Genomic DNA, 20,470 nt, shown 5'->3' on the forward strand with positions numbered 1-20,470 from the left:
GAATCATGAAACCACTTCTTTTATTAGCCGCCTTTTTCCTATATGGTAATATATATTCCCAGGATACTATTCCTTCCGGTATTGATCAATTACAGCAACAAAAGCAAGCAAATGCAGTTTATAACCCTCAAGCACCCGCTGTTTACCTCCTTGAAAAAAGTGAATTTACTTTCACGCCGGAAACTAACAGGATTCATATCAGAAAGAAACAGGAAGACGGCGAGATCGATTTTGGGGACCTGCGCCAAACAACAGACGACGGGCTTTATATTATGACCTCCACCCTCAGTGAAGATGTTTCCTTCGGAAGATTTGACTCTATAGGAAACTTCAGGACCCTGAGGTATGACCAGGCAAATGACACTGTTATTGAGGAAAGGTATCTTATTCAAAAGAATGATCTTCAGGAAAAACCTGATAGATCCAACTAGATCTTCAGAGGCTTTTGACGGGATCAAAAGCCTTTTTAATTTCATTTTTATCCTCCATCATGAGCCTGTGACCTCATTAAAATCCTACCATTTAAGAATAATTTCTTTTTTCATTCTCCAATATTAGGTTTAAAATAAAAAACCTCAATTTCAGGATATTGTTTCTTTGCATGATCCCTGTCATATTTTGTATTTAACATCTTCTATAATTTCACTGCAGGTAAAAAGACCTTCCAATACCATTTTGTAACATAAAGCCTGCACATCATGAAAAAAACGCACCTTGATGTTTATCTGCTGCTACCCATCAAGAATTTTATAGAGAAACAAACGTCTGTAGGATTACTTTTAATTTTTTCTGCAATCCTGGCGGTTATTTTTGCCAATTCCCCTTTAAGTGAGACCTATTTTTCTTTTTGGGAACAGCATCTGTATATAGGGTTGAATGATCTGGTCATAGAAAAAAGCCTGTTACATTGGATCAATGACGGACTAATGTCCATTTTCTTTTTCATGGTAGGGCTTGAACTTAAAAGGGAGATCATGCATGGTCACCTTGCTAGTGTTAGGGGCGCGGTATTACCCATAGCGGCTGCGGTGGGCGGAATGGTGTTTCCTGCCCTTATTTACTTTTTTTTTAATTCCGGTACAGAAGCTATATCAGGATGGGGGATCCCTATGGCTACAGATATTGCCTTTGCCCTAGGAATACTATACCTGCTGGGAGATAGGGTCCCACTTTCACTTAAAGTCTTTTTAACTGCCATTGCAATAGTTGATGACCTTGGAGCTGTATTGGTGATCGCCTTTTTTTATACTGCAGAACTTTCCATTGAAAATCTGGCAATTGGGGCGTTCTTTCTGTTGATCCTGTTATCTGCAAATCATATAGGAATAAGAAATACCTGGTTCTATGCAATTATGGGTATAGGAGGTTTATGGATGGCTATCATGTTATCCGGGGTTCACGCTACTATAGCTGCTGTTCTTGCTGCCTTTACCATTCCTACCGGAAAAAAGATCGACACTCCCGTCTTCCTGAGAAAAGTCAGGTGGCTTTCTGCCGACATTAAAAGAAAAACCAGGCACATCAAGGAATCGGGGGAAGAAGAGCATGATAATGTAACCAATACTATTGAAAAATTTGCCTCCCTGGCACAGGATGCCACTCCCCCGCTGCAACGTCTTGAACATGCCCTCTACCCAGTGGTAAGTTTTGTGATCCTCCCCCTATTTGCTTTTGCAAATGCAGGAGTACGACTCGATTTTACTTCTCCGGAAGCCCTTTTGAGCCCTGTCCTTATAGGAGTGGTTCTAGGACTTATAGTAGGAAAATTTATAGGTATTGTGCTTTTTACCCGTCTTATGGTCTTTTTTAAACTTTCGGAACTCCCAAAAAAGGTACAATGGAAACATATTTACGGAATAGGGTTTTTAGGAGCTATAGGTTTTACCATGTCCCTGTTCATTACTGAACTGGCTTTTGTAAATGAGATTTATGCTGCCCAGGCAAAGACGGGGATCCTTCTGGCTTCCGTCCTGGCAGGGATCATTGGGTTCTTTTATCTCAAGACCACCGGTATTGAAAAACGAAAAAGGGTAAAACGGCCTCATAAGGAACCCCAAACCTCAGGTAAGCTTGAGCCTGAGCTAAAGTAAAGTTTATAACCGACCAACCCGGTCGGTTTTCCAGTTATCTTCCGAAGGAAATAAAGGGATGTTGCACTTCCTTTTATTCCTGTATCTTCTGATAGGACCGCCTGCTGATCTTAGTCAGATTTCACGACTTTTTAACCCTGCAACGGCGGAGATACTTTTTAAATAACTGTACTTTTGTGGCAGATTTCAGTAAACTATGAACAAAGGACTTTATATTGCTACTCTGGAGCCCCACAGCGGGAAATCCATGATCTCCCTTGGACTCATGAGAGCCCTCCTGGGAAAGACCGTAAAAGTAGGATACTTCAGGCCCATCATTAATGATGAAGTACCCGGTAAAAGAGACAATCACGTAGATACTATTTTAAAGTATTTTGAACTGGACCTTAAATATGAGGATGCCTATGCCTATACAAGGAGTGAGGTCATTCAGAAACGAAATGAAGGCAAGTCAGGAGAGATCATTGATACCATTATCAGAAAATACAAAAAACTGGAGGATTCCTTCGATTTTGTACTGGTTGAAGGCAGTGACTTTTCCGGTGAAGGAAGTGTATTTGAGTTCGATGAGAATGTACTTATCGCCAAAAACCTTGGACTGCCTGTCATTATTGTAGCCAGCGGAATTGGTAAAACCAAAGAGGCTCTGATGGGTACCCTCCAGATGGCGTATCAAACCTTCATTAGGAAGGAAGTCCGGGTACTGGCTATGGTAAGTAATAAGATCGAATTTGATAACCTCCAAATAGCTACAAACGGTATGCGGGAATTCCTTCCCGATGATGTTGCAGTCTTTGCAATCCCGCTTATTCCAACCCTTGCAAACCCAACTTTAAAGGAGATCGTTGAAGTACTTGACGGAAAGATTCTTTTTGGGGAAGAATTCCTTGATAACCAATCGGGAAGTTTCAATGTGGGTGCCATGCAACTGCGAAATTACTTGAAGCATCTTAAAAACGAGAGCCTGGTCATTACTCCGGGAGACCGCGCCGATATCATTTTAGGAGCTTTGCAGGCCCATATCTCTACAAATTATCCAAGAATTTCAGGGATTATCCTTACTGGCGGTCTTATTCCGGAAGATTCCATTATTAAGCTTATTGAAGGTCTTTCTCAGGTTGTACCCATTATTTCTGTGGAAGACGGTACCTTTAACGTTACCAACCGTGTGGGAGCGATTCAATCCAATATTTATGCTGACAGTATTCAGAAAATAGAAACTTCTGTCAATACTTTTGAGAAATATATTTCAATTGATCCTATGATCGAGAGGTTTGTGAATTTTCAACCAAAAGGAATAACTCCCCGAATGTTCCAGTACAGCCTGGTAAAAAGGGCGCAGCAGCATAAGAAGCACATTGTGCTACCGGAAGGGACAGATGATCGTATCCTCACTGCTGCTTCGAGACTTCTGGATATGGACCTGGTAGATATTACTGTTTTGGGAGACGAGGAACTTATTCACAAGAAGATCGAGAAGCTGGCTCTCCCCATGGATTACAATAAACTGAAGATAATTAATCCTATAGCCTCTGAAAATTTTGATGACTATGTGAAGACCTTTTATGAATTAAGGAAACATAAGAATATAAATATGGACATTGCCCGTGATCTTATGAGCGATGTCTCTTACTTCGGAACTATGATGATCCATAAAGGTCATGCAGACGGAATGGTTTCCGGGGCGGCACATACTACCCAGCATACTATAAGGCCAGCTTTGCAGTTCATAAAGACAAAACCGGGAGTTTCGGTGGTATCATCGATCTTCTTCATGTGTCTTGAAGACAGGGTATCTGTTTTTGGAGACTGTGCGATCAATCCCAATCCCACCGCAGAAGAGCTTGCCGAGATCTGTATCTCTTCAGCAGAGAGCAGTAAAGCCTTTGGAATTGAACCAAAGATCGCCATGCTTTCCTATTCTTCAGGAAGTTCCGGGAAAGGGGAAGATGTTGACAGGGTGCGGGAGGCCACAGAGATCGTAAAAGACAAAAGACCCGATCTTAAAGTTGAAGGGCCTATTCAATATGACGCGGCTGTAGATCCAAGTGTAGGTCAAAGTAAACTACCGGGGTCTGAAGTTGCAGGCCAGGCAAGTGTTTTGATCTTCCCTGACCTTAATACCGGAAACAACACTTATAAGGCAGTACAGCGTGAAACCGGAGCCCTGGCCATTGGGCCTATGTTGCAGGGACTTAACAAGCCGGTAAATGATCTTAGCCGGGGTTGTACAGTAGATGATGTTTTCAACACAGTGATCTTAACTGCTATACAAGCGCAAGGACTTTAAATGTATAAGGTTTGACGATTAAGGATTAAAGGAGATAAATATATGAGGGCTTTTATTCTCTAATCTCACTACTAAATACTCACTACTATAAAATGAAAAATATACTTATTATTAATTCGGGAAGTTCATCTTTAAAATTTCAGTTGATTAAAATGCCCTCAGAAGAAGTGATGGCATCAGGCCTTGTGGAAAGGATTGGGCAGGAATCGGGGAAGGTTCACTATAAGTCTGAAAAGTTCTCCACTTCCGAAGAAATGCATGTAGAAGATCATTCTGTAGCGCTAAAGGAAGTCACCAAGTATTTAATGCACACAGAAAATGGCGTGATCAATGATCCGGCAGATATTCCCGCAATTGGCCATCGCGTAGTTCATGGCGGTGCTTCCTTCTCAGATACTATAATTATAAATGAGCAGGTGAAATCCAAAATTAAAGAACTGTTTTCCCTGGCGCCTTTACATAACCCTCCTAACCTGAAAGGGATCGAGGTTGCAGAAGAGATCTTTCCAAAAGCCCAACAAGTCGCGGTATTTGACACGGCTTTCCATCAAACCATCCCCTCCCGGGCAAATCGTTACGCTATTCCTAATGATTTCTTCGAAAAGGAACACATACAGGTTTACGGTTTTCACGGTACCAGTCACAAATATGTTTCTGAAAAAGCCAACGAACTGCTGGGAAAGAAGACCACCAAACTTGTTACCGTTCATTTAGGTAATGGATGCAGTATGACGGCTGTTATGGATGGGCAAAGTGTTGACCACACTCTTGGATTTGGACCAGTGAACGGGTTGATCATGGGAACCCGCAGTGGGGATATCGACCAGTCTGTGATCTTTTATATGATCGAACAGCTGGGATATTCGGCACAGGAAGTTAGTGACCTGCTACACCATAAAAGTGGAATGTTAGGGCTTACCGGTTACAGCGATTTACGCGATATTGAAGACCAGGCCGAAAAAGGGAACAGGGAATGCCAGCTCGCCCTTGAAATGAATGCCTACCGTATCAAAAAATATATTGGGGCTTATGCTGCTGTAATGAACGGACTGGACGCTATAGTTTTCACGGCCGGGATAGGAGAGAACAGTAATGTGATTAGAAAAATGGTATGCAATGACATGGATTTCCTTGGAGTAAGCCTAAATGAAAAGGAAAATGATATTCGATCAAAAGAGAACAGGCTTATAAGTAGTGAGAATTCAAGAGTGAAAGTTTACGTAATCCCCACCAATGAAGAACTGGAAATAGCTAAACAAACTCTTAATATGATCTCTTAAACTCCGGTCACGAATTCAATCCTAGCGGGGAGTCTATACAAATAAATAGGTCTCCCCTTTTTTTACCTTCTCGGCATAAGAACCAATACTGTTCTCTGCAAGCTCTTGCAGAAACCTGTTCTTAAAAGGTTGCACCGCAAAATGCACGGGGCATGGTTGCTCGGAACTGCATTTTTTAAGACCCAGAACGCAATCTTCCAGCCGGTCTACCCCATCTATACTTTTCACAACCTCGATTAAGGCGAGTTCTTTGGCTTCTGGGGTAAGGTAAAATCCACCTTTGGGTCCTTTTGAGGAGGAAAGGATATTTTCCCTGGAAAGCGTTTGCAAAAGTTTCGAAAGAAATGGAGACGGTAGTTTAATAGCTTCGGCAATCTCCCCTGCCCTTATTTTTTTGTCTTCACTGGCATAAACTGCAATGTACAGCACCGCGTTTACTGCATATTTACTGGAACTTGAGAGCATAGAAGGAAATTAAAGGTTGAATCTTTCGCTCCCCGGGGAGCCCATATATGGGAACCAAAGATAAGAATTCCTGATTTTGGTCATAGTTTATCTGTATTATTTAGGATTAATTTGTCCTAATAAAGTAAATGTTCAAGGAAAAAATCCTATAAAATATTTTAAGACCTTTTTATCTTTAATAAAAGTAAATGTCGTAATTTTGCACCATAACATTAATAAACTTTATCATGAAATTAACATTTAAGATCCTTTCAGCTTTATTAATCCTTTTTGCCATAGGGTGTGGGGAAAAAGAAGAAAAGGAGCAAATTAAATTGTCAGACACCGAAGCTAAGAAAACAGTTGAAGAAGCCACAACTACTACTGCAGAAGTAAATGATCTTGACAATAAGGGAATTGGTCCCGTAAAATCTGTTGAAGTAAGTGCCGATATTGACGCAGCTATGGCTACCAAAGGTGAAGAATTGTTCAAAAACATGTGTTCTGCCTGTCACAAAATGGATAAGAAGTTCATAGGCCCTGAACTTTCAGGAGTAACAGAGAGACGTTCTCCCGAGTGGATCATGAATATGATCCTCAATCCGGAGCAGATGATCAAAGAAGACCCCATCGCCAAAAAATTGTTGATTGAATCTAATATGGCTGTCATGGCTAACCAAAATCTTTCGGAAGAAGAAGCAAGAGCCATTCTTGAATATTTTAGACAATTTGACCAGCAAAACTAATCCCCTTCCCTATTTAACCTTCTTAATTACCGGCTAAACTATAACCAAACCCTTTAATTATGACGACTAAATCAATTTTATTAGTATTTGTCCTGGGACTTTTTACCATGGCATTCACAGGCTGTAAGCAGGAAAAGTCTGCTGAAGATCCGTCAGATGATGCTGCCACCCCAGTTGCAACAGAGAATGTTTCCAACCGTGGTCAGGCTTACATTGACGATGAGAGTGAAACTCCAAATGCTCTTCGGGTTGCGATCAACTCTGAAGATCACACCACCCTGGTTGCGGCGGTAGAAGCTGCTGAAGTGCAGAATGCCCTCGTGAATGTGGGACCATTAACAGTTTTTGCTCCAACTAATGCAGCTTTTGACAAACTGCCTGATGGCACGGTAGAAGACCTTCTGAAACCTGAAAATAAACAAAAACTGGCGTATATCCTTAAGCACCACGTAGCCCCAAGTAATTATCCTGTTGAGATGCTTAACAAGAACATTGAGAAAGGTCGTACTCTTTACATGGCCTCGGGCGAGAACGTAGAAATTACCCGCGAGGGTGAGGACATTTTAGTAGGTGGAGCCAAAATAATAGGTACCGTAAAGGCCAGTAATGGCTGGGTACATGTTGTCGATGCAGTCATATTACCAAAAAATTAAATAACAAAAACAATGAAAAAAATAAGTTCTATTTTATCAATTGCCATTCTTTCCTTATTAATGGTTAGTTGCGGAGATGATGACGCCAAATCTGGAGACAAACGCTCGGGAGGGGCAATGGCATCAAATGCAGCCGAAAGGGTTTATGTGGCCCCGGGAGAGCATGACGAATTTTATGCCCTCATTTCAGGGGGATATAGCGGTAACCTAACCGTTTATGGTCTTCCTTCCGGAAGGATGCTGAAGGAGATCCCTGTATTCTCTCAGTTTCCTACTAACGGATACGGATATTCTGAAGAAACCATACCTATGTTGAATACTTCCTTCGGATTTGTTCCATGGGGAGATTCACACCACCCTGATATCTCTCAAACCAATGGAGAGACTGATGGCCGGTGGGTATTTATCAATGAAAACAATACCCCAAGGATCGCCCGTATAAGTCTGGAAACTTTTGAGACCGAAGAGATCATTGAGATACCTCACAGTGCAGGTAACCACTCATCTTCTTTTGTCACTGAGAATACCGAGTATGTGGTGGCAGGAACCCGTTTCTCTGTTCCTTATCCTCAGGAAGATGTTGCTATCTCAAATATGAAAGGGAATTTCAAAGGCCCGCTTACTTTCATCGCTGTGGATGATGAGGGGCATATGAAGATCGACTTCCAGTTAAAAATGCCAGGTTTCAATTATGACCTTTCACATCCCGGTCGTGGTGATTCTCACGGATGGTTCTTCTTTACCACTTACAATACCGAAGAAGCCCATACCCTTCAAGAGGTAAATGCCTCGCAGAATGATAAGGATTTTATTGCTGCCGTAAACTGGAAAAAGATCCAGGAATATGTTGCCAATGGCGGAGGTGAAGAAATTGATGCCGAGTACGCTCATAACGTCTTTGATCATGCAACCCACACCGCTACTTCCACTATGATGAAAAAAGTATTAACCGTAGATCCAAGAGATGTCGAGGGAGCTGTGTATTTCATGCCTACTCCAAAATCTCCGCACGGTTGTGACGTGGATCCATCTGGTGAGTACATCGTTGGAAACGGTAAACTTTCAACAGATCTTACAGTTCACTCCTTCTCTAAAATGCTGAAGGCAATTGAGAACCAGGATTTTGACGGAGATGCTTATGGAATTCCCATCCTGAATTTTGAATCTACTTTGGCAGGAACTGTTAAAGAAGGAGGTTTAGGCCCACTTCATACTGAATTTGACGGCAAAGGAAATGCTTACACCACCTTCTTTATTTCTTCTGAAGTGGTAAAATGGAAATTAGGAACATGGGAAGTGTTAGACAGGCAACCAAGTTACTATTCTGTAGGACACCTTATGATCCCCGGTGGTAACTCACGCAAACCTGAAGGGAAATACATGATCTCTATGAACAAGATCACTAAAGACCGGTACTTACCTACCGGACCTGAATTGGAACACTCTGCACAGTTATATGATATCACGGGAGATAAAATGGAACTGCTCCTTGATTTCCCAACTCACGGGGAGCCTCACTATGCTGCCGGTATCTCTGCTGATAAAGTGAAAGCCAATTCCAAAAAGATCTATCGTCTTGATGAGAACAAACATAAATATGCTGCCCTAAGTGAAGATGCCACAAAAGTGGTTCGTGAAGGAAACGAGGTTCATGTTTACATGACAACCGTAAGAAGTCACTTTTCACCAGATAACATAGAAGGTATTAAAGTAGGTGACAAAGTATACTTCCATGTTACCAACCTGGAGCAGGATTTCGATGTACCACACGGTTTTGCCATGATTGGTGCCAATACATCTGAGCTGTTGATCATGCCCGGACAAACAAAAACAATTATCTGGGAACCTAAGAAAGAAGGGGTTTGGCCATTCTACTGTACAGACTTCTGTTCTGCACTTCACCAGGAAATGCAGGGATATGTGAGAGTTTCCGGAAGAAATTCCGCTACACCGCTTACATGGACCCTGGACGGAGAGTAAATATGTTTAATTAGTTAAGAAATGTAGCTCTTCAATTTTAGAAAGCGGGTTGGGTAAACTACCCGCTTTCTTTTTCTTAAAAACTCTACGATATGAAAATTTCAGGAATCATTATGATCTTAGGTTCCGCTTTACTGCTGGGCCTTTTTATCTACCCTTTATGGAATATTAGGCTGGAGGCTCCTCAATATCCCGATCCTTTGGGTATGGACATTTACATTGCCGGTATTGAAGGGGAAGAAGAATTCGACATTCAAAATATTGATGGTGTAAATCATTATATTGGTATGAAAAAAATTCCTAAACCTGAAGAGATGTGGGAATTTAATGTTTTCCCAATCGTGATTGGCACTATGGCGGGATTAGGTATCTTATTGGGTATTCTTGGTTTCTTCGGAAAGATCAGCCCTCACTGGTTTCTGGGTTGGCTTGTCTTAATGGGCATTTTAGGTATACTGGGCATGTACGATTTCAATAGCTGGTTACTTGAATACGGTACAGATCTGGATCCAAAAGCCATTATAAAACTCACTGATGCCGAAGGAAACCCTTTAAATTACAAGCCACCATTATTGGGATCTGAAAAGATCCTGAACTTTACCGCACATTCATACCCAAGAACAGGAGCGTATATGATGTTTGCGGGAATGTTTTTAACTTTGATCGCCTGGTGGGTAGGCTTACGTGCGGTGAAAACCAAAAAATAAATAAATATGAAGAAGGTGATCCTTTTGCTAACCTTATTGTTAATGGTTTCGTGCAGCACAGAACCAAAACCAATAGCGTATGGGACTGATGCCTGTGATTTTTGTGAAATGACGATTGTGAGTGAGGTGTTCTCTGCCCGTGCCGTAAGCACAAAAGGGAAACAATTCAAGTATGATGCGATTGAATGTATGGTGAATGACCTTCAACAAAAAGAGGTTGAAATGGCTGTTTTACAGGTAGCCGATTTTTCAGATCCCGGTAAAATGATCGATGTTGAAAATGCTTTTTTCATCATAAATGATAGCATCAACAGCCCCATGGGTGCCAACTTAGCAGCAGTTAATCGTAAGAACAGCAACTTTAAGGAAACTGAGGTTCATAGCTGGGATTCACTCCTGGATCATTTTCTTCAAAAAGATTCCCCCGGCACAAATTCTGAGAGATGAGGAATGTGATTTTTATTCTTTTTATTCTTTCAATCTTTCCAACCTTGGCACAGGAGATCGAAGTATGCCCTTCCTGTGAAGTGACCTCCATACAAAAAGCAATAGATCTTGCTGGGAATGGAGATACCATCAGGATCAAGCCGGGAATTTATAAGGAATATGAGATAAAGATCATTGATAAGTCCCTCCACCTTGTGGGTGAGGGCTATCCGGTGATTGATGCCCAAATGAAAGGCACTGCTTTGACCATCAGATCAGAGAATTTCTCTGTGGAAGGCCTTAAGATCATCAATATTGGTACCAGCCACACCAGTGATCATGCTGCCATCCTTATTTCTGGTTCAAAAAATTTTAGAATTGAGAACAACAGGCTCGAAAATATTTTTTTCGGGATCCTTGTGGAGCGTTCTTCACAGGGGATCATATCCAAAAATAAAATTAGCAGTGAAGCCATTACCCAGGCAAAATCGGGTAATGGTATCCACATGTGGAACTCAAGTGATCTCTTTGTAAGTGAAAATGAGATCAAAGATGTGAGAGACGGGATATATCTCGAATTTTCCAAGAATTGTATTATTTCGAAAAATGTGTGTGAGAATAATTTGCGGTATGGTCTTCATTTCATGTTTGCTGACCATAACAAATACCTGGAGAACACCTTTGAAAACAACGGTGCCGGGGTTGCCGTGATGTATTCCAAATTCATTGAAATGCACCGCAATCTATTCAGGAAGAACTGGGGTCCTGCCTCCTACGGACTTCTACTGAAAGAGATAAATGACGCTGAGCTGAAAAATAATATTTTTGAAGACAATACCATTGCCATAAGCGCAGATAACACCAACAGGATTGATTATATCAACAATGACTTCAAGGGAAATGGATATGCTGTAAGGATTCGGGGAGCATGTTATAAAAATATTTTCACCGAAAATAATTTTCTCTCCAATTCATTTGATGTTGCCTATACAGGTAATATTAACGAGAATGAATTCCGAAGAAATTACTGGAGTGACTACACCGGGTATGATCTGGATAAAGATGGAACTGGAGATGTACCTTACCGTCCCGTTAAACTGTTCTCCTACCTGGTGAACAGAACACCTGAAGCCATAATATTATTACGAAGTATGTTTATAGGGTTACTGGACTTTTCAGAAAAAGTGTCTCCGGTTTTTACTCCGGCTGAACTGACCGATGACTCTCCCCAAATGAAAAAGATAAAATGGTAAGTATTCACAACCTGCATAAGAAGTTTGGACCCCTCACGGTCCTTAACGGGCTGGAGCTTGATATCAAAGAGCAGGGAATAATTGCGGTGCTGGGGCCAAATGGCTCCGGAAAGACCACTCTTATAAAGAGTATCCTGGGAATGGTAGTACCTGATAAGGGAGACATCGTTATCTCGGGCAATAACATAAGGAAGCGTTGGAGTTACCGGCAGGAAATCGATTATTTGCCACAAATAGCCAACTTCCCCGGTAACCTGAAGGTTCAGGAATTGATCACCATGATCAAGGATCTGCGGGGCAAACCGGCAAGGGAAGCGGAATTGATAGAATACTTCAAACTACAACCTTTCCTGGATAAAAAACTGAATAAACTTTCTGGGGGAACCCAGCAAAAGGTAAACCTCGTGCTTTGTTTCATGTTTGACAGCCCCCTTATCATTCTTGATGAACCTACTTCAGGGTTGGATCCCGTGGCTATGCTACAGCTCCGGAAGCTTATTCAGCGTGAAAAGGAAAAAGGGAAAACCATCCTTATCACCTCCCATATCATGAATTTTGTGGAAGAGGTGGCAGACAGGATCGTATTCCTTCTGGAAGGCAAGATCTATTTTGACGGAAATGTATCAGAGCTAAAAACAAGTACGGGCCAGGATGATTTTGAACACGCAATAGCCAAATTATTATCTGAAGATCATGTTTAAGATATTAAAATATAGTTTTTTTGACCTTACCAGAAGTAGCTGGAGTTATGTGTATTTCTTCTTTTACCTGCTATTGGGGATCGTATTGTTATTCCTTAATAATGACCTTTCAACAGCTGTTATAACCTTAATGAATGTGATCATCATGATCGTACCGCTTATAGGTACCATCTTTGGTGTTATGTATTACTATAATTCACGGGAATTTACTCAGCTCCTGTTGGCCCAACCCGTAAAACGAAGTTCAATATTTTTAGGACAGTACTTTGGGGTAGCCATCTCTTTATCCTTAAGTCTGATCCTTGGCCTGGGTATTCCTTTTGCCGCCTATGGCTTGTTCAAATCCCCTGTGATCTGGGATTTCATTATGTTGCTGGTCACCGGGTTGTTCCTTACCCTTATCTTTTCTGCCCTTGCTTTTAATATAGCACTCTCTAATGAGAACAAGATAAAAGGTTTTGGTTATGCTATTTTGCTTTGGTTATTCCTTGCGGTGATCTACGACGGGCTCTTTCTGCTTTCTTTGGTATATTTTCAGGATTACCCGTTAGATAAGTTCTCTCTGGCAGCAAGTATGTTCAATCCTATCGACCTTTCGAGGATCCTTATTCTTTTAAAACTTGATATTTCGGCATTGTTAAGTTATACAGGTGCTGTATTCAAACAATTCTTTGGTACTCCCCTGGGTGCCGTGGCTTCCATTAGTATGCTGATAGTTTGGGTAGTGGCGCCTCTTTACAGGCTTAAAAAAGTTGTTGGGAGAAAAGATTTCTAACTCGGTGTTTCTTTACTTTAACCTTTGTTGACCATTGTTTAACAGCATCTTACATCCATTTCATGCGAATCTTCGGTAAATTAGAAATAAAGAATTTCTAACCATAAAAATTTATTGAAGATGAAAAATCAGGAAATGTTAAAGAGCTTATCTAACTGTATCAATTATTGTAACTGGTGTGCAGACGCCTGTCTGGATGAGCCCGATGTAAAGAAGATGGTGAAATGCATCAGGCTTGACCGTGCATGCTCCTATGTTTGTGCTGCAACAGCTAATATTCTGGATACCAAATATGATAATATCCAGGGATTGGTGGATTATTGCATCCAGATTTGTGAGGATTGTGCAAAAGAATGCGAAAAACATGACACCGAGCACTGTAGACAATGTGCCAAAGCATGTCGCGAATGTGCAGATGCCTGCAGAAAATACGCTGCTTAAAAATTATGCGGCATTATTATAAGACCGGATAGATCTCAGAGTTTATCCGGTCTTATAATATCTATACAATTATCTTCTATACCTGCCAAAAAGTTTATTGAGCCTCAACAATTCTTCTGTTGTTCCCGAATCGGGCATTTGTGAAGCTTTTACCCTCCAGCTCCAGTTACCCTCTGTACTCCCCGGTATATTCATCAAGGCCTCCTCACCCAGTCCCAGAATGTCCTGAAAGGGAAGTATAGCCAGGTTGGAAACAGACTGTAATGCCAGGCGCTGCAGCACCAAATGCACATTTTTTTCTGTAACATTGATGCCGGTAAACTCCCGCAGGTGGTCCTTAACCGCCTTTTCTAAATTTTTAAACCAGCCCGTGGTGGTATTGTTGTCGTGAGTGCCGGTATAAACAATACTGTGCGGCACGTGGTTATAAGGCAGGTATGGGTTCTCATTATAGTCATCCCCAAAAGCGAACTGTAATACTTTCATTCCCGGAAAATCAAATTTCTCCAACAGCTCATAAACCGGTTGGTCGAGGGAGCCCAGATCTTCAGCAATGAAAGGCATTTCAGGAAACTCTTTTTGGAGGACGTGAAAAAGATCGGTTCCGGGGCTGTTGATCCATTTCCCTTTGATCGCGGTCCTTTCTGTGGCCGGCACTTCCCAGTATGCCGAAAAAGCCCGAAAATGGTCCAGGCGCACCACATCAAATAGCAAAAGGTTCTGCCTGAGTCGGGAGATCCACCATTCATAATGATGGTTCTTTAACTCCTTCCAGTCATATACGGGAGTACCCCACAGCTGACCTGTTTTACTAAAAAGATCAGGTGGTACTCCTGAAACATGGGTAGGCTGTTTATTTTCATCGAGTTTAAAAAAGCCCGGATTCACCCAACAGTCTACACTGTCATGGTTAATGTAGAACGGAACATCTCCTAATAATTTTACATTTCTCGCATGTGCTTCTTTCATCAAGCGGGACCACTGGTGGAAAAAAAGGAACTGGATGAATTTTTCTTTGATTATTGATTCAGAAAGTTCTTTCTCTGCCTTCTTCAGAGCTTTCGGATTCCTGTCCCGCAGTTCTGCAGGCCAGTCTACCCAATTGACATTATTGAACTTTTTCCGAAGGGCCAGATAAAGGCAGTAATCATCCAGCCAAACTGTGTGTTCCATGCAAAATTCCTCAAATCCCGTTGCTCCTGTCGAGGTGAATTTGAACCTCTTCCATGCTTTCTCCAGGATCTTTTTTTTATATTCCTCGACTTCCTCAAAATTGACCTTATCTTCCTGCACCCCGGTTGGAGCTGAAAGCTCTTCAGGATCCAGATACCCCTCTTCTACAAGTAGTTCGGGACTTATAAGTAATGGGTTACCCGCAAAAGCCGAATGAGTGCTGTAAGGGGAATGGGCGTAAATATTATCTGTAGGATTTAACGGCAGTAACTGCCACCAGGAATGGCCAGAGCTTTCCAGGAACTCCAGGAACCTGTAGGCTTCTGCACCCAGATCACCAATTCCGTAAGGCCCGGGCAAAGAAGTTATATGAAGAAGGATACCACTGCTTCTTGTTATATCCATAGTTTTAAAAATTAGTCATTATAGTTACTGGGAATTTCCCTAAAAGTTCACCGGCTGTAAATTGGGATGATTTGAATTCTTGTGAGGTAAAGAGATGTTGCAAATTTCCCTGTACCTCCTCTGGAAGCTTTACCAACACTTCTTCGGAAAATTCTTTTTTAAGCTCAAGTCTTTCATCAAATAATTCGGTTACCAGTACCGGCGCAATCAACACTACCCACTTCTCCCCTTTTCTGCGGGCAAAACCGATCACTTCGTCAGAAAATCTTTCAGACAGTTCCAGGGGAATATAATCCCCTTCCTCAAATATTTCCTGGTATTCCTTCCTCAATTTTAAAGCCTTGTGAATGCAGAAGAGCTTGATTTTTCCTGAAGGATAATCATTTTTCATTTTTTCCAGTACCTCCTCAAAACCCTCTCCATGTACATCCTGGATTTCTGACAGGAATTTTTTCCGTAAAGAGTAATCTACAGGGCGTCTATTATCGGGATCAACATAGCTCAGGTCCCAAAGTTCTGTCCCCTGGTAAACATCCGGGATCCCGGGAGCAATTATTTTTATAACGGCCTGGGAAAGGGATTTTAAGACTCCATATGGCATAAGTTTTTCCTGAAACGGCAGAAAAGAAGCTTTAAAATCTTCATCTTTTAAAAGGGTTTCTAAATATTGATAAACAGATTCCTCATAGTTCACATCAGGCATGGCCCACGAGGAATGTGCTTTGGCCTCCCTTAACACTTTTTGCAGGTAAGCAGTTGATCTTTCAAGGAACTTTTCTCCCGGTTCGAGATCAAAAGGAAAGGCCCCTACCAGCATTTGAAAAATGAAATATTCTTCATTGGCATCAGGCACCTCCCCGTTCCTGAAACTTCTGGCTATACCTCTCCATTCTTCTACCTTTTCAAACCACTTTGCTCCCAGTTCGCTTAAAACGTTAATTCTCATCCTGGCATCTTCCCCCCTTTTGGTATCATGGGTGGCAGTAGCATTGATCGATAAAGGAAAATCGTTCTCTCGCTGTTCCATCCTTTGATGGAATCCTTTAATCTCCAAGCCGAAATTTTGAGGAGAATCTCCTACCTCATTATGGGAAATGAGTTTGTTGAAAATATAGAAACTGGTGTCTTCCCCACCTTTGGCTGCAAGAGGGCCGGTGAATTGCTGACACCGCTGAAGAAAGTATAGCATTTTATCCTTATCCCCGGTCGCTACCCCAAGAAATACATCTTTCAGTAAATTCAACTCCTTCTCCAGATTGGGCACATGTAACTGCGCTCTTAAAAAAGCCGTTTCAATGATCTGTTTCTGTTTCATTTTAAGGGGGAATTCTTGAGGATAGATCCTGTATACAGGGAAAGCTGCCAGGAAGGCCCCCAGTGCATTTTTACCGTCAGCAGTAAGGTTTTCTTCAGTAAGTAAACCAAGGTTCTTTAAAAGCTTCCAAAGATTATTATACTCCCCTCCCATTCTTTCTTTAAGAATGAATAATTTTTGATGGTAAACTAGGTCTTCATAATCTTCATTTAAAGGATTGATCTTATGATATGCATCTGTGAAGATCTTTCCCTTCTTATTATCGGTAAAAAGCTGGTTCACTTCGGCCAGGAATCCATAACCGCTGGTTCCTTCCACAGGCCAGTGTTTAGGAAGTTTTTCGTCCCACTCAAGGATCTTTTCAATGATAATATAAAAATCATTACCTACCAGTGTCCTTAGATTCTCAAGATATTTTAATGGATCAAAAAGTCCGTCAATATGATCAATTCGCAGTCCGTTAATAAAACCGGAATCGCACAACTGTTTAATAAAGGAATGGTAGCTGTCAAAAACCTTTTTGTCTTCCATTCGCAGACATATAAGATCATTGATAGTGAAAAACCTGCGGTAATTGATCTCCTCTTCAGTAATTTTCCAATAGGTTGGAATAAAATACTGAAGATCAAGGACCTCTTTTATTTTTTCTTCGGAAGTGTTTATCTCCGCAACCAGGTCTTCGACAGAGGTTTTTAATTTATCATCAGCTTCGGTATCTGTCAGGAACTGGTGTTTGAGGTCTGTCCAGTCATTTTCCTGAGCTGAAAAATTCCTGAATTTCTTTTGCCATTCTAAAGCAGTTTCCGAAGATAGGATCTTCTCATAGGAACGAGCTGACACAGGATATGCATGGTCAAAATAATTCAGGGTAAAACCCTTTTTACTAAAAACCAAACCCAGGTCTTTATCCTCCAGAACCTCTGGTAATGGTTTTCCGAGGAAAGGTGCCAAAACCTTTTGATCTTTGTTCTCCCAGTCAATGTCAAAATAATTGAAATACTCAGAATCAGGGCCAAGCTCAAATATATCACTCAACCATTGGTTGGAAGGGTCAAAAGCCATGTGATTGGGAACAATATCCTGCAGCCATCCCATATTCTTTTGCTTCAATTGCTCAGTGATCTTCCTGAAAGTTTCCAGGCGGCCAATTTCTTTATTGAGGGAAAAAGGATCGGTCACATCATAACCATGACTGCTACCTTTGCGGGCCTTAAAAAATGGTGCCGAATAAATGGTGGAAATCCCCAACTGCTCCAGGTAATCAAGGATCTCCTGCAAGTCCTGAAAGGTAAAAGCGGGCGAGAGTTGCACACGATATGTAGAGATGGGACTTCTCATTAGATCACCAAATTGACAGATTCTTCCAACGCCCTGAACTCGTCCACCCACTCTGCCGCTGTTTCATCACCGGCTTCGCTTTTTTCCGTCATCTCCCGGTATATCCTTTCTTTTATAGCAAAAACGATGTTCTGGGATTGCCATTTCTCAGGGTTGAGCGGGGTTAGCTCTATCAATTCCAGCAGTTTGTTGATTAATTGTAAAAGCTGCAGGTTTGCGGGGTCCTGTTCAAGTTCCTGCACCAGAGCGGTTAGTCTTTGGTCTGTGAGGAAATCCAATGTGATCAGGTCGAGATCTGCATCAATTGCCACTGCAGATTTTAACTGTTTTTCAAGTTTTCTAAAATTGAGTACGTCTCTCTTAAGTTCCTTTACGAGCCGGTTGTTTACGGCCATTTCAACTGGTAATTTCAGCCTTGCCGGCACCTCCATATTAATTTCCTTAAAAGTCTTAAGCAAGGGATAGGTATTGTCATAAAGCTGTTGCATGGCTCCTTCGGCAGCCGTCAGGTTCTTTTCCATGACCAATTCCATAATATGATGTTGTTCATCTCTAAACAAATGCCAGAAGGAATAATTATGGGTTCCAAAATGGGCATCCATTAGATTGAAGATCTCATATACATTCCCTCTTTCAAAGAACTCTGCCATCTCTGTCTGGAGTTTTTCAAGCGATACAGCGTCAATGTACTGGCGTACTCCTCCAAATAAATGATGGTCTCCCATATGCAGCACCGCATAAGAGATATCTACTTTTTCCCAGGTAATATCTGACCGGAATTCTGTGTGGCCTATAATAAGTTTTTGTTTTCCTGCCTCATAATAATGACTTGCTTTCACTGCCGCACTAAAATTATAGAGACTGACTTCCTCAGGAAATTCTTCAAAAAGGGAAGAAATTGCGTAATGTGCACCAATCCTGATCATGTCCAGCTCCATAGGCTTGACGATCTTTTCATAGGCGGCAAGGGCATTACCATATTCCGGTAGGTTACTGGGAATTTTTTTAAGCGATTCAATGAATTCAGGTTCATATTTTTCGCCACTTACTTCCTCTGCCAACTGTATGGCACGAGTAGCATAGAAAATATCCTGCATAGATTCAATTCCCGTCACTTCATCGAAGAACCAACCGCAACTTGTGTACATGAGCATAGCGTGGTATTGCATCTCAAGAAGTTTTAAGAGCTTTATTTCATCCTCTTCCTGCAGCTCTTTCCCGAAATTCTCTTTTAAAAAAGAGGATACATTGTCGAGGTCACGGTTAAGTACCACCTGTATATATCTATTCCTTACCCCCCAGGGATCTGAAGTATATTTGGCCATTTGCTGCTCATAAAGCGGGATTAGTTTCTCCCTGAGCTTATCGAAAGCCTCCCTGAGCGGAGCGCGCCACGCCTGGTTCCAACCTTCATTACCGCCTGTATTACAGCCACAGTCGCTGCGCCAGCGTTCAACACCGTGGTAACAACTCCAGGAAGTGTTTTCAATGATCTCTGCCTCATCTTTGGGAGGGAATTTTTCCAGAAATTCCCCATATACAGTAAGATTTATGTCATCATCCTTTTCAAGGTGGCTAAGACAATAGGAAAGGGCCATCTCCCCAAGTTTGTGATGATGACCATAACTTTCTCCATCGGTAGCGATATTCACGAGTTCAAGTTCGTCATGATCATCAAAAAGATCTTTTAAACGATGGGCAAAACGTTCGCCATTTTCGAGTAAACCTTCAAATGCAACCGCCTGCGAAGCCGGGCCATCATAAAAGAAAAGGCTTATTTTATTTCCGGAAGGTAATTTGCAGGTATAGGCTTTGCGGGGATCAACTTTAGCTCCAGATGCATCAGTCCACTCCCTGGTTCCAATCTTCCTCACTCTTTTTGCCTGATAAGGAGAAAGTATGGTGAATTTGATCCCGTGCTTTGCCAGCATTTCGAGAACCGATGTGTTTACGGCAGTCTCGCCCAACCACATGCCTTCAGGAGCACGTTTATATCTTGACTTGAAATCTTCTATACCCCAGATCACCTGGGTCTCCTGGTCGCGTTCATTGGCCAGGGGCATAATAAGGTGGTTGTAGGCCTGGGCCAGGGCAGAACCATGGCCCGAAAACAGCTCCATGCTCTCTTTATCTGCCCTTAAAATTGCATCATAGGTTTCAGGGGTTTCGGTTTGCATCCAGGCCAGCAGAGTAGGTCCTATATTGAAACTCATCCAGCCATAGTTGTTCATAATTGCCTCAATGCGACCTTCTTCATCCAGGATACGGGAAGCGGAATTTCTAATGTAACATTCCGCATTGATCCTGTGATTCCAGTCATGGTAGGGATAAGCTGATTCCTGTACCTCTACCTTATTCAGCCACGGGTTTTCACGTGGTGGCTGATAAAAATGTCCGTGAATGCATATATATTTTTTACTCATAGTACAATCGTTTATTGTTAAAAGGGAAAA

Annotated in this window: 17 protein-coding genes; 13 read left to right on the top strand and 4 right to left on the bottom strand. The window is 41.8% G+C overall.

Annotation, left to right across the window (positions count from 1 at the left end; all coding sequences use genetic code 11):
- Positions 1–5 precede the first annotated feature (5 nt).
- The 4 genes from ACFSTG_RS12435 (at position 6) to ACFSTG_RS12450 (ending at position 5,660) form a co-directional block, all read left to right on the top strand.
- On the top strand, positions 6–431 hold the full coding sequence (locus tag ACFSTG_RS12435) for a hypothetical protein (protein WP_380753305.1): 426 nt from the start codon (positions 6–8) through the stop codon (positions 429–431).
- A gap of 267 nt (positions 432–698) precedes the next feature.
- The gene (nhaA, locus tag ACFSTG_RS12440) at positions 699–2,090 is read left to right on the top strand and encodes a Na+/H+ antiporter NhaA (RefSeq protein ID WP_380753308.1); all 1,392 of its coding nucleotides are present in this window, start codon (positions 699–701) and stop codon (positions 2,088–2,090) included.
- A 196-nt stretch (positions 2,091–2,286) separates the two neighbouring features.
- Positions 2,287–4,380 carry a phosphate acetyltransferase gene (gene pta / locus ACFSTG_RS12445; protein WP_380753311.1) on the top strand — a complete coding sequence of 698 codons (2,094 nt, stop codon included), beginning with the start codon at positions 2,287–2,289 and terminating at the stop codon, positions 4,378–4,380.
- Between the two features lie 92 nt (positions 4,381–4,472).
- Positions 4,473–5,660 (top strand): acetate/propionate family kinase, encoded by a 1,188-nt coding sequence (locus tag ACFSTG_RS12450; protein ID WP_380753314.1) that lies wholly within the window; start codon positions 4,473–4,475, stop codon positions 5,658–5,660.
- Between the two features lie 33 nt (positions 5,661–5,693).
- Here the strand turns inward: ACFSTG_RS12450 and ACFSTG_RS12455 are convergent, their stop codons facing one another.
- Complete coding sequence (locus tag ACFSTG_RS12455) at positions 5,694–6,125, bottom strand: RrF2 family transcriptional regulator (protein ID WP_380753317.1); 432 nt, start codon at positions 6,123–6,125, stop codon at positions 5,694–5,696.
- A gap of 227 nt (positions 6,126–6,352) precedes the next feature.
- On the opposite strand from ACFSTG_RS12455, the gene ACFSTG_RS12460 reads away from it, so the two are divergent.
- From ACFSTG_RS12460 to ACFSTG_RS12500, 9 genes are all read left to right on the top strand, one after another.
- Positions 6,353–6,850, top strand: a complete 498-nt coding sequence (locus ACFSTG_RS12460) for a c-type cytochrome (RefSeq protein WP_380753320.1) — start codon at positions 6,353–6,355, stop codon at positions 6,848–6,850.
- A gap of 59 nt (positions 6,851–6,909) precedes the next feature.
- Entirely contained in the window at positions 6,910–7,503 is a 594-nt protein-coding gene (locus ACFSTG_RS12465; protein ID WP_380753323.1) for a fasciclin domain-containing protein, read from the top strand.
- Positions 7,504–7,515: 12 nt separating this feature from the next.
- The gene (nosZ, locus tag ACFSTG_RS12470) at positions 7,516–9,483 is read left to right on the top strand and encodes a Sec-dependent nitrous-oxide reductase (RefSeq protein WP_380753326.1); all 1,968 of its coding nucleotides are present in this window, start codon (positions 7,516–7,518) and stop codon (positions 9,481–9,483) included.
- A gap of 92 nt (positions 9,484–9,575) precedes the next feature.
- Positions 9,576–10,190 carry a hypothetical protein gene (locus tag ACFSTG_RS12475; RefSeq protein ID WP_380753330.1) on the top strand — a complete coding sequence of 205 codons (615 nt, stop codon included), beginning with the start codon at positions 9,576–9,578 and terminating at the stop codon, positions 10,188–10,190.
- A gap of 6 nt (positions 10,191–10,196) precedes the next feature.
- A complete protein-coding gene (locus ACFSTG_RS12480; RefSeq protein WP_380753333.1) occupies positions 10,197–10,637 on the top strand; it encodes a nitrous oxide reductase accessory protein NosL in 441 nt (146 codons plus the stop codon).
- Positions 10,634–11,869 carry a nitrous oxide reductase family maturation protein NosD gene (locus tag ACFSTG_RS12485; RefSeq protein WP_380753336.1) on the top strand — a complete coding sequence of 412 codons (1,236 nt, stop codon included), beginning with the start codon at positions 10,634–10,636 and terminating at the stop codon, positions 11,867–11,869. Before ACFSTG_RS12480 ends, ACFSTG_RS12485 begins: the two co-directional genes overlap by 4 nt.
- On the top strand, positions 11,863–12,570 hold the full coding sequence (locus tag ACFSTG_RS12490; RefSeq protein ID WP_380753339.1) for an ABC transporter ATP-binding protein: 708 nt from the start codon (positions 11,863–11,865) through the stop codon (positions 12,568–12,570). Before ACFSTG_RS12485 ends, ACFSTG_RS12490 begins: the two co-directional genes overlap by 7 nt.
- Positions 12,563–13,345: an ABC transporter permease gene (locus ACFSTG_RS12495; RefSeq protein WP_380753341.1), complete on the top strand. Its 783-nt coding sequence runs from the start codon at positions 12,563–12,565 to the stop codon at positions 13,343–13,345. Before ACFSTG_RS12490 ends, ACFSTG_RS12495 begins: the two co-directional genes overlap by 8 nt.
- 135 nt (positions 13,346–13,480) lie before the next feature.
- The gene (locus tag ACFSTG_RS12500) at positions 13,481–13,786 is read left to right on the top strand and encodes a four-helix bundle copper-binding protein (protein ID WP_380753344.1); all 306 of its coding nucleotides are present in this window, start codon (positions 13,481–13,483) and stop codon (positions 13,784–13,786) included.
- Between the two features lie 69 nt (positions 13,787–13,855).
- Here ACFSTG_RS12500 and malQ read toward each other — a convergent pair whose 3' ends face one another.
- From malQ to ACFSTG_RS12515, 3 genes are read right to left on the bottom strand one after another with little or no spacing between them, the layout of a single operon-like run.
- On the bottom strand, positions 13,856–15,364 hold the full coding sequence (malQ, locus tag ACFSTG_RS12505) for a 4-alpha-glucanotransferase (RefSeq protein ID WP_380753347.1): 1,509 nt from the start codon (positions 15,362–15,364) through the stop codon (positions 13,856–13,858).
- 4 nt (positions 15,365–15,368) lie between these two features.
- Positions 15,369–18,017, bottom strand: coding sequence for a malto-oligosyltrehalose synthase (gene treY, locus ACFSTG_RS12510; RefSeq protein WP_380753350.1), 2,649 nt, complete (start codon positions 18,015–18,017; stop codon positions 15,369–15,371).
- Positions 18,017–20,440: a DUF3536 domain-containing protein gene (locus ACFSTG_RS12515; RefSeq protein ID WP_380753353.1), complete on the bottom strand. Its 2,424-nt coding sequence runs from the start codon at positions 20,438–20,440 to the stop codon at positions 18,017–18,019. The genes treY and ACFSTG_RS12515 overlap by 1 nt, the downstream gene beginning before the upstream one ends.
- Positions 20,441–20,470 lie beyond the last annotated feature (30 nt).

It is taken from the genome of Salinimicrobium flavum (genome assembly GCF_042684505.1).
In the GTDB taxonomy this organism is placed as follows: Bacteria; Bacteroidota; Bacteroidia; order Flavobacteriales; family Flavobacteriaceae; genus Salinimicrobium; species Salinimicrobium flavum.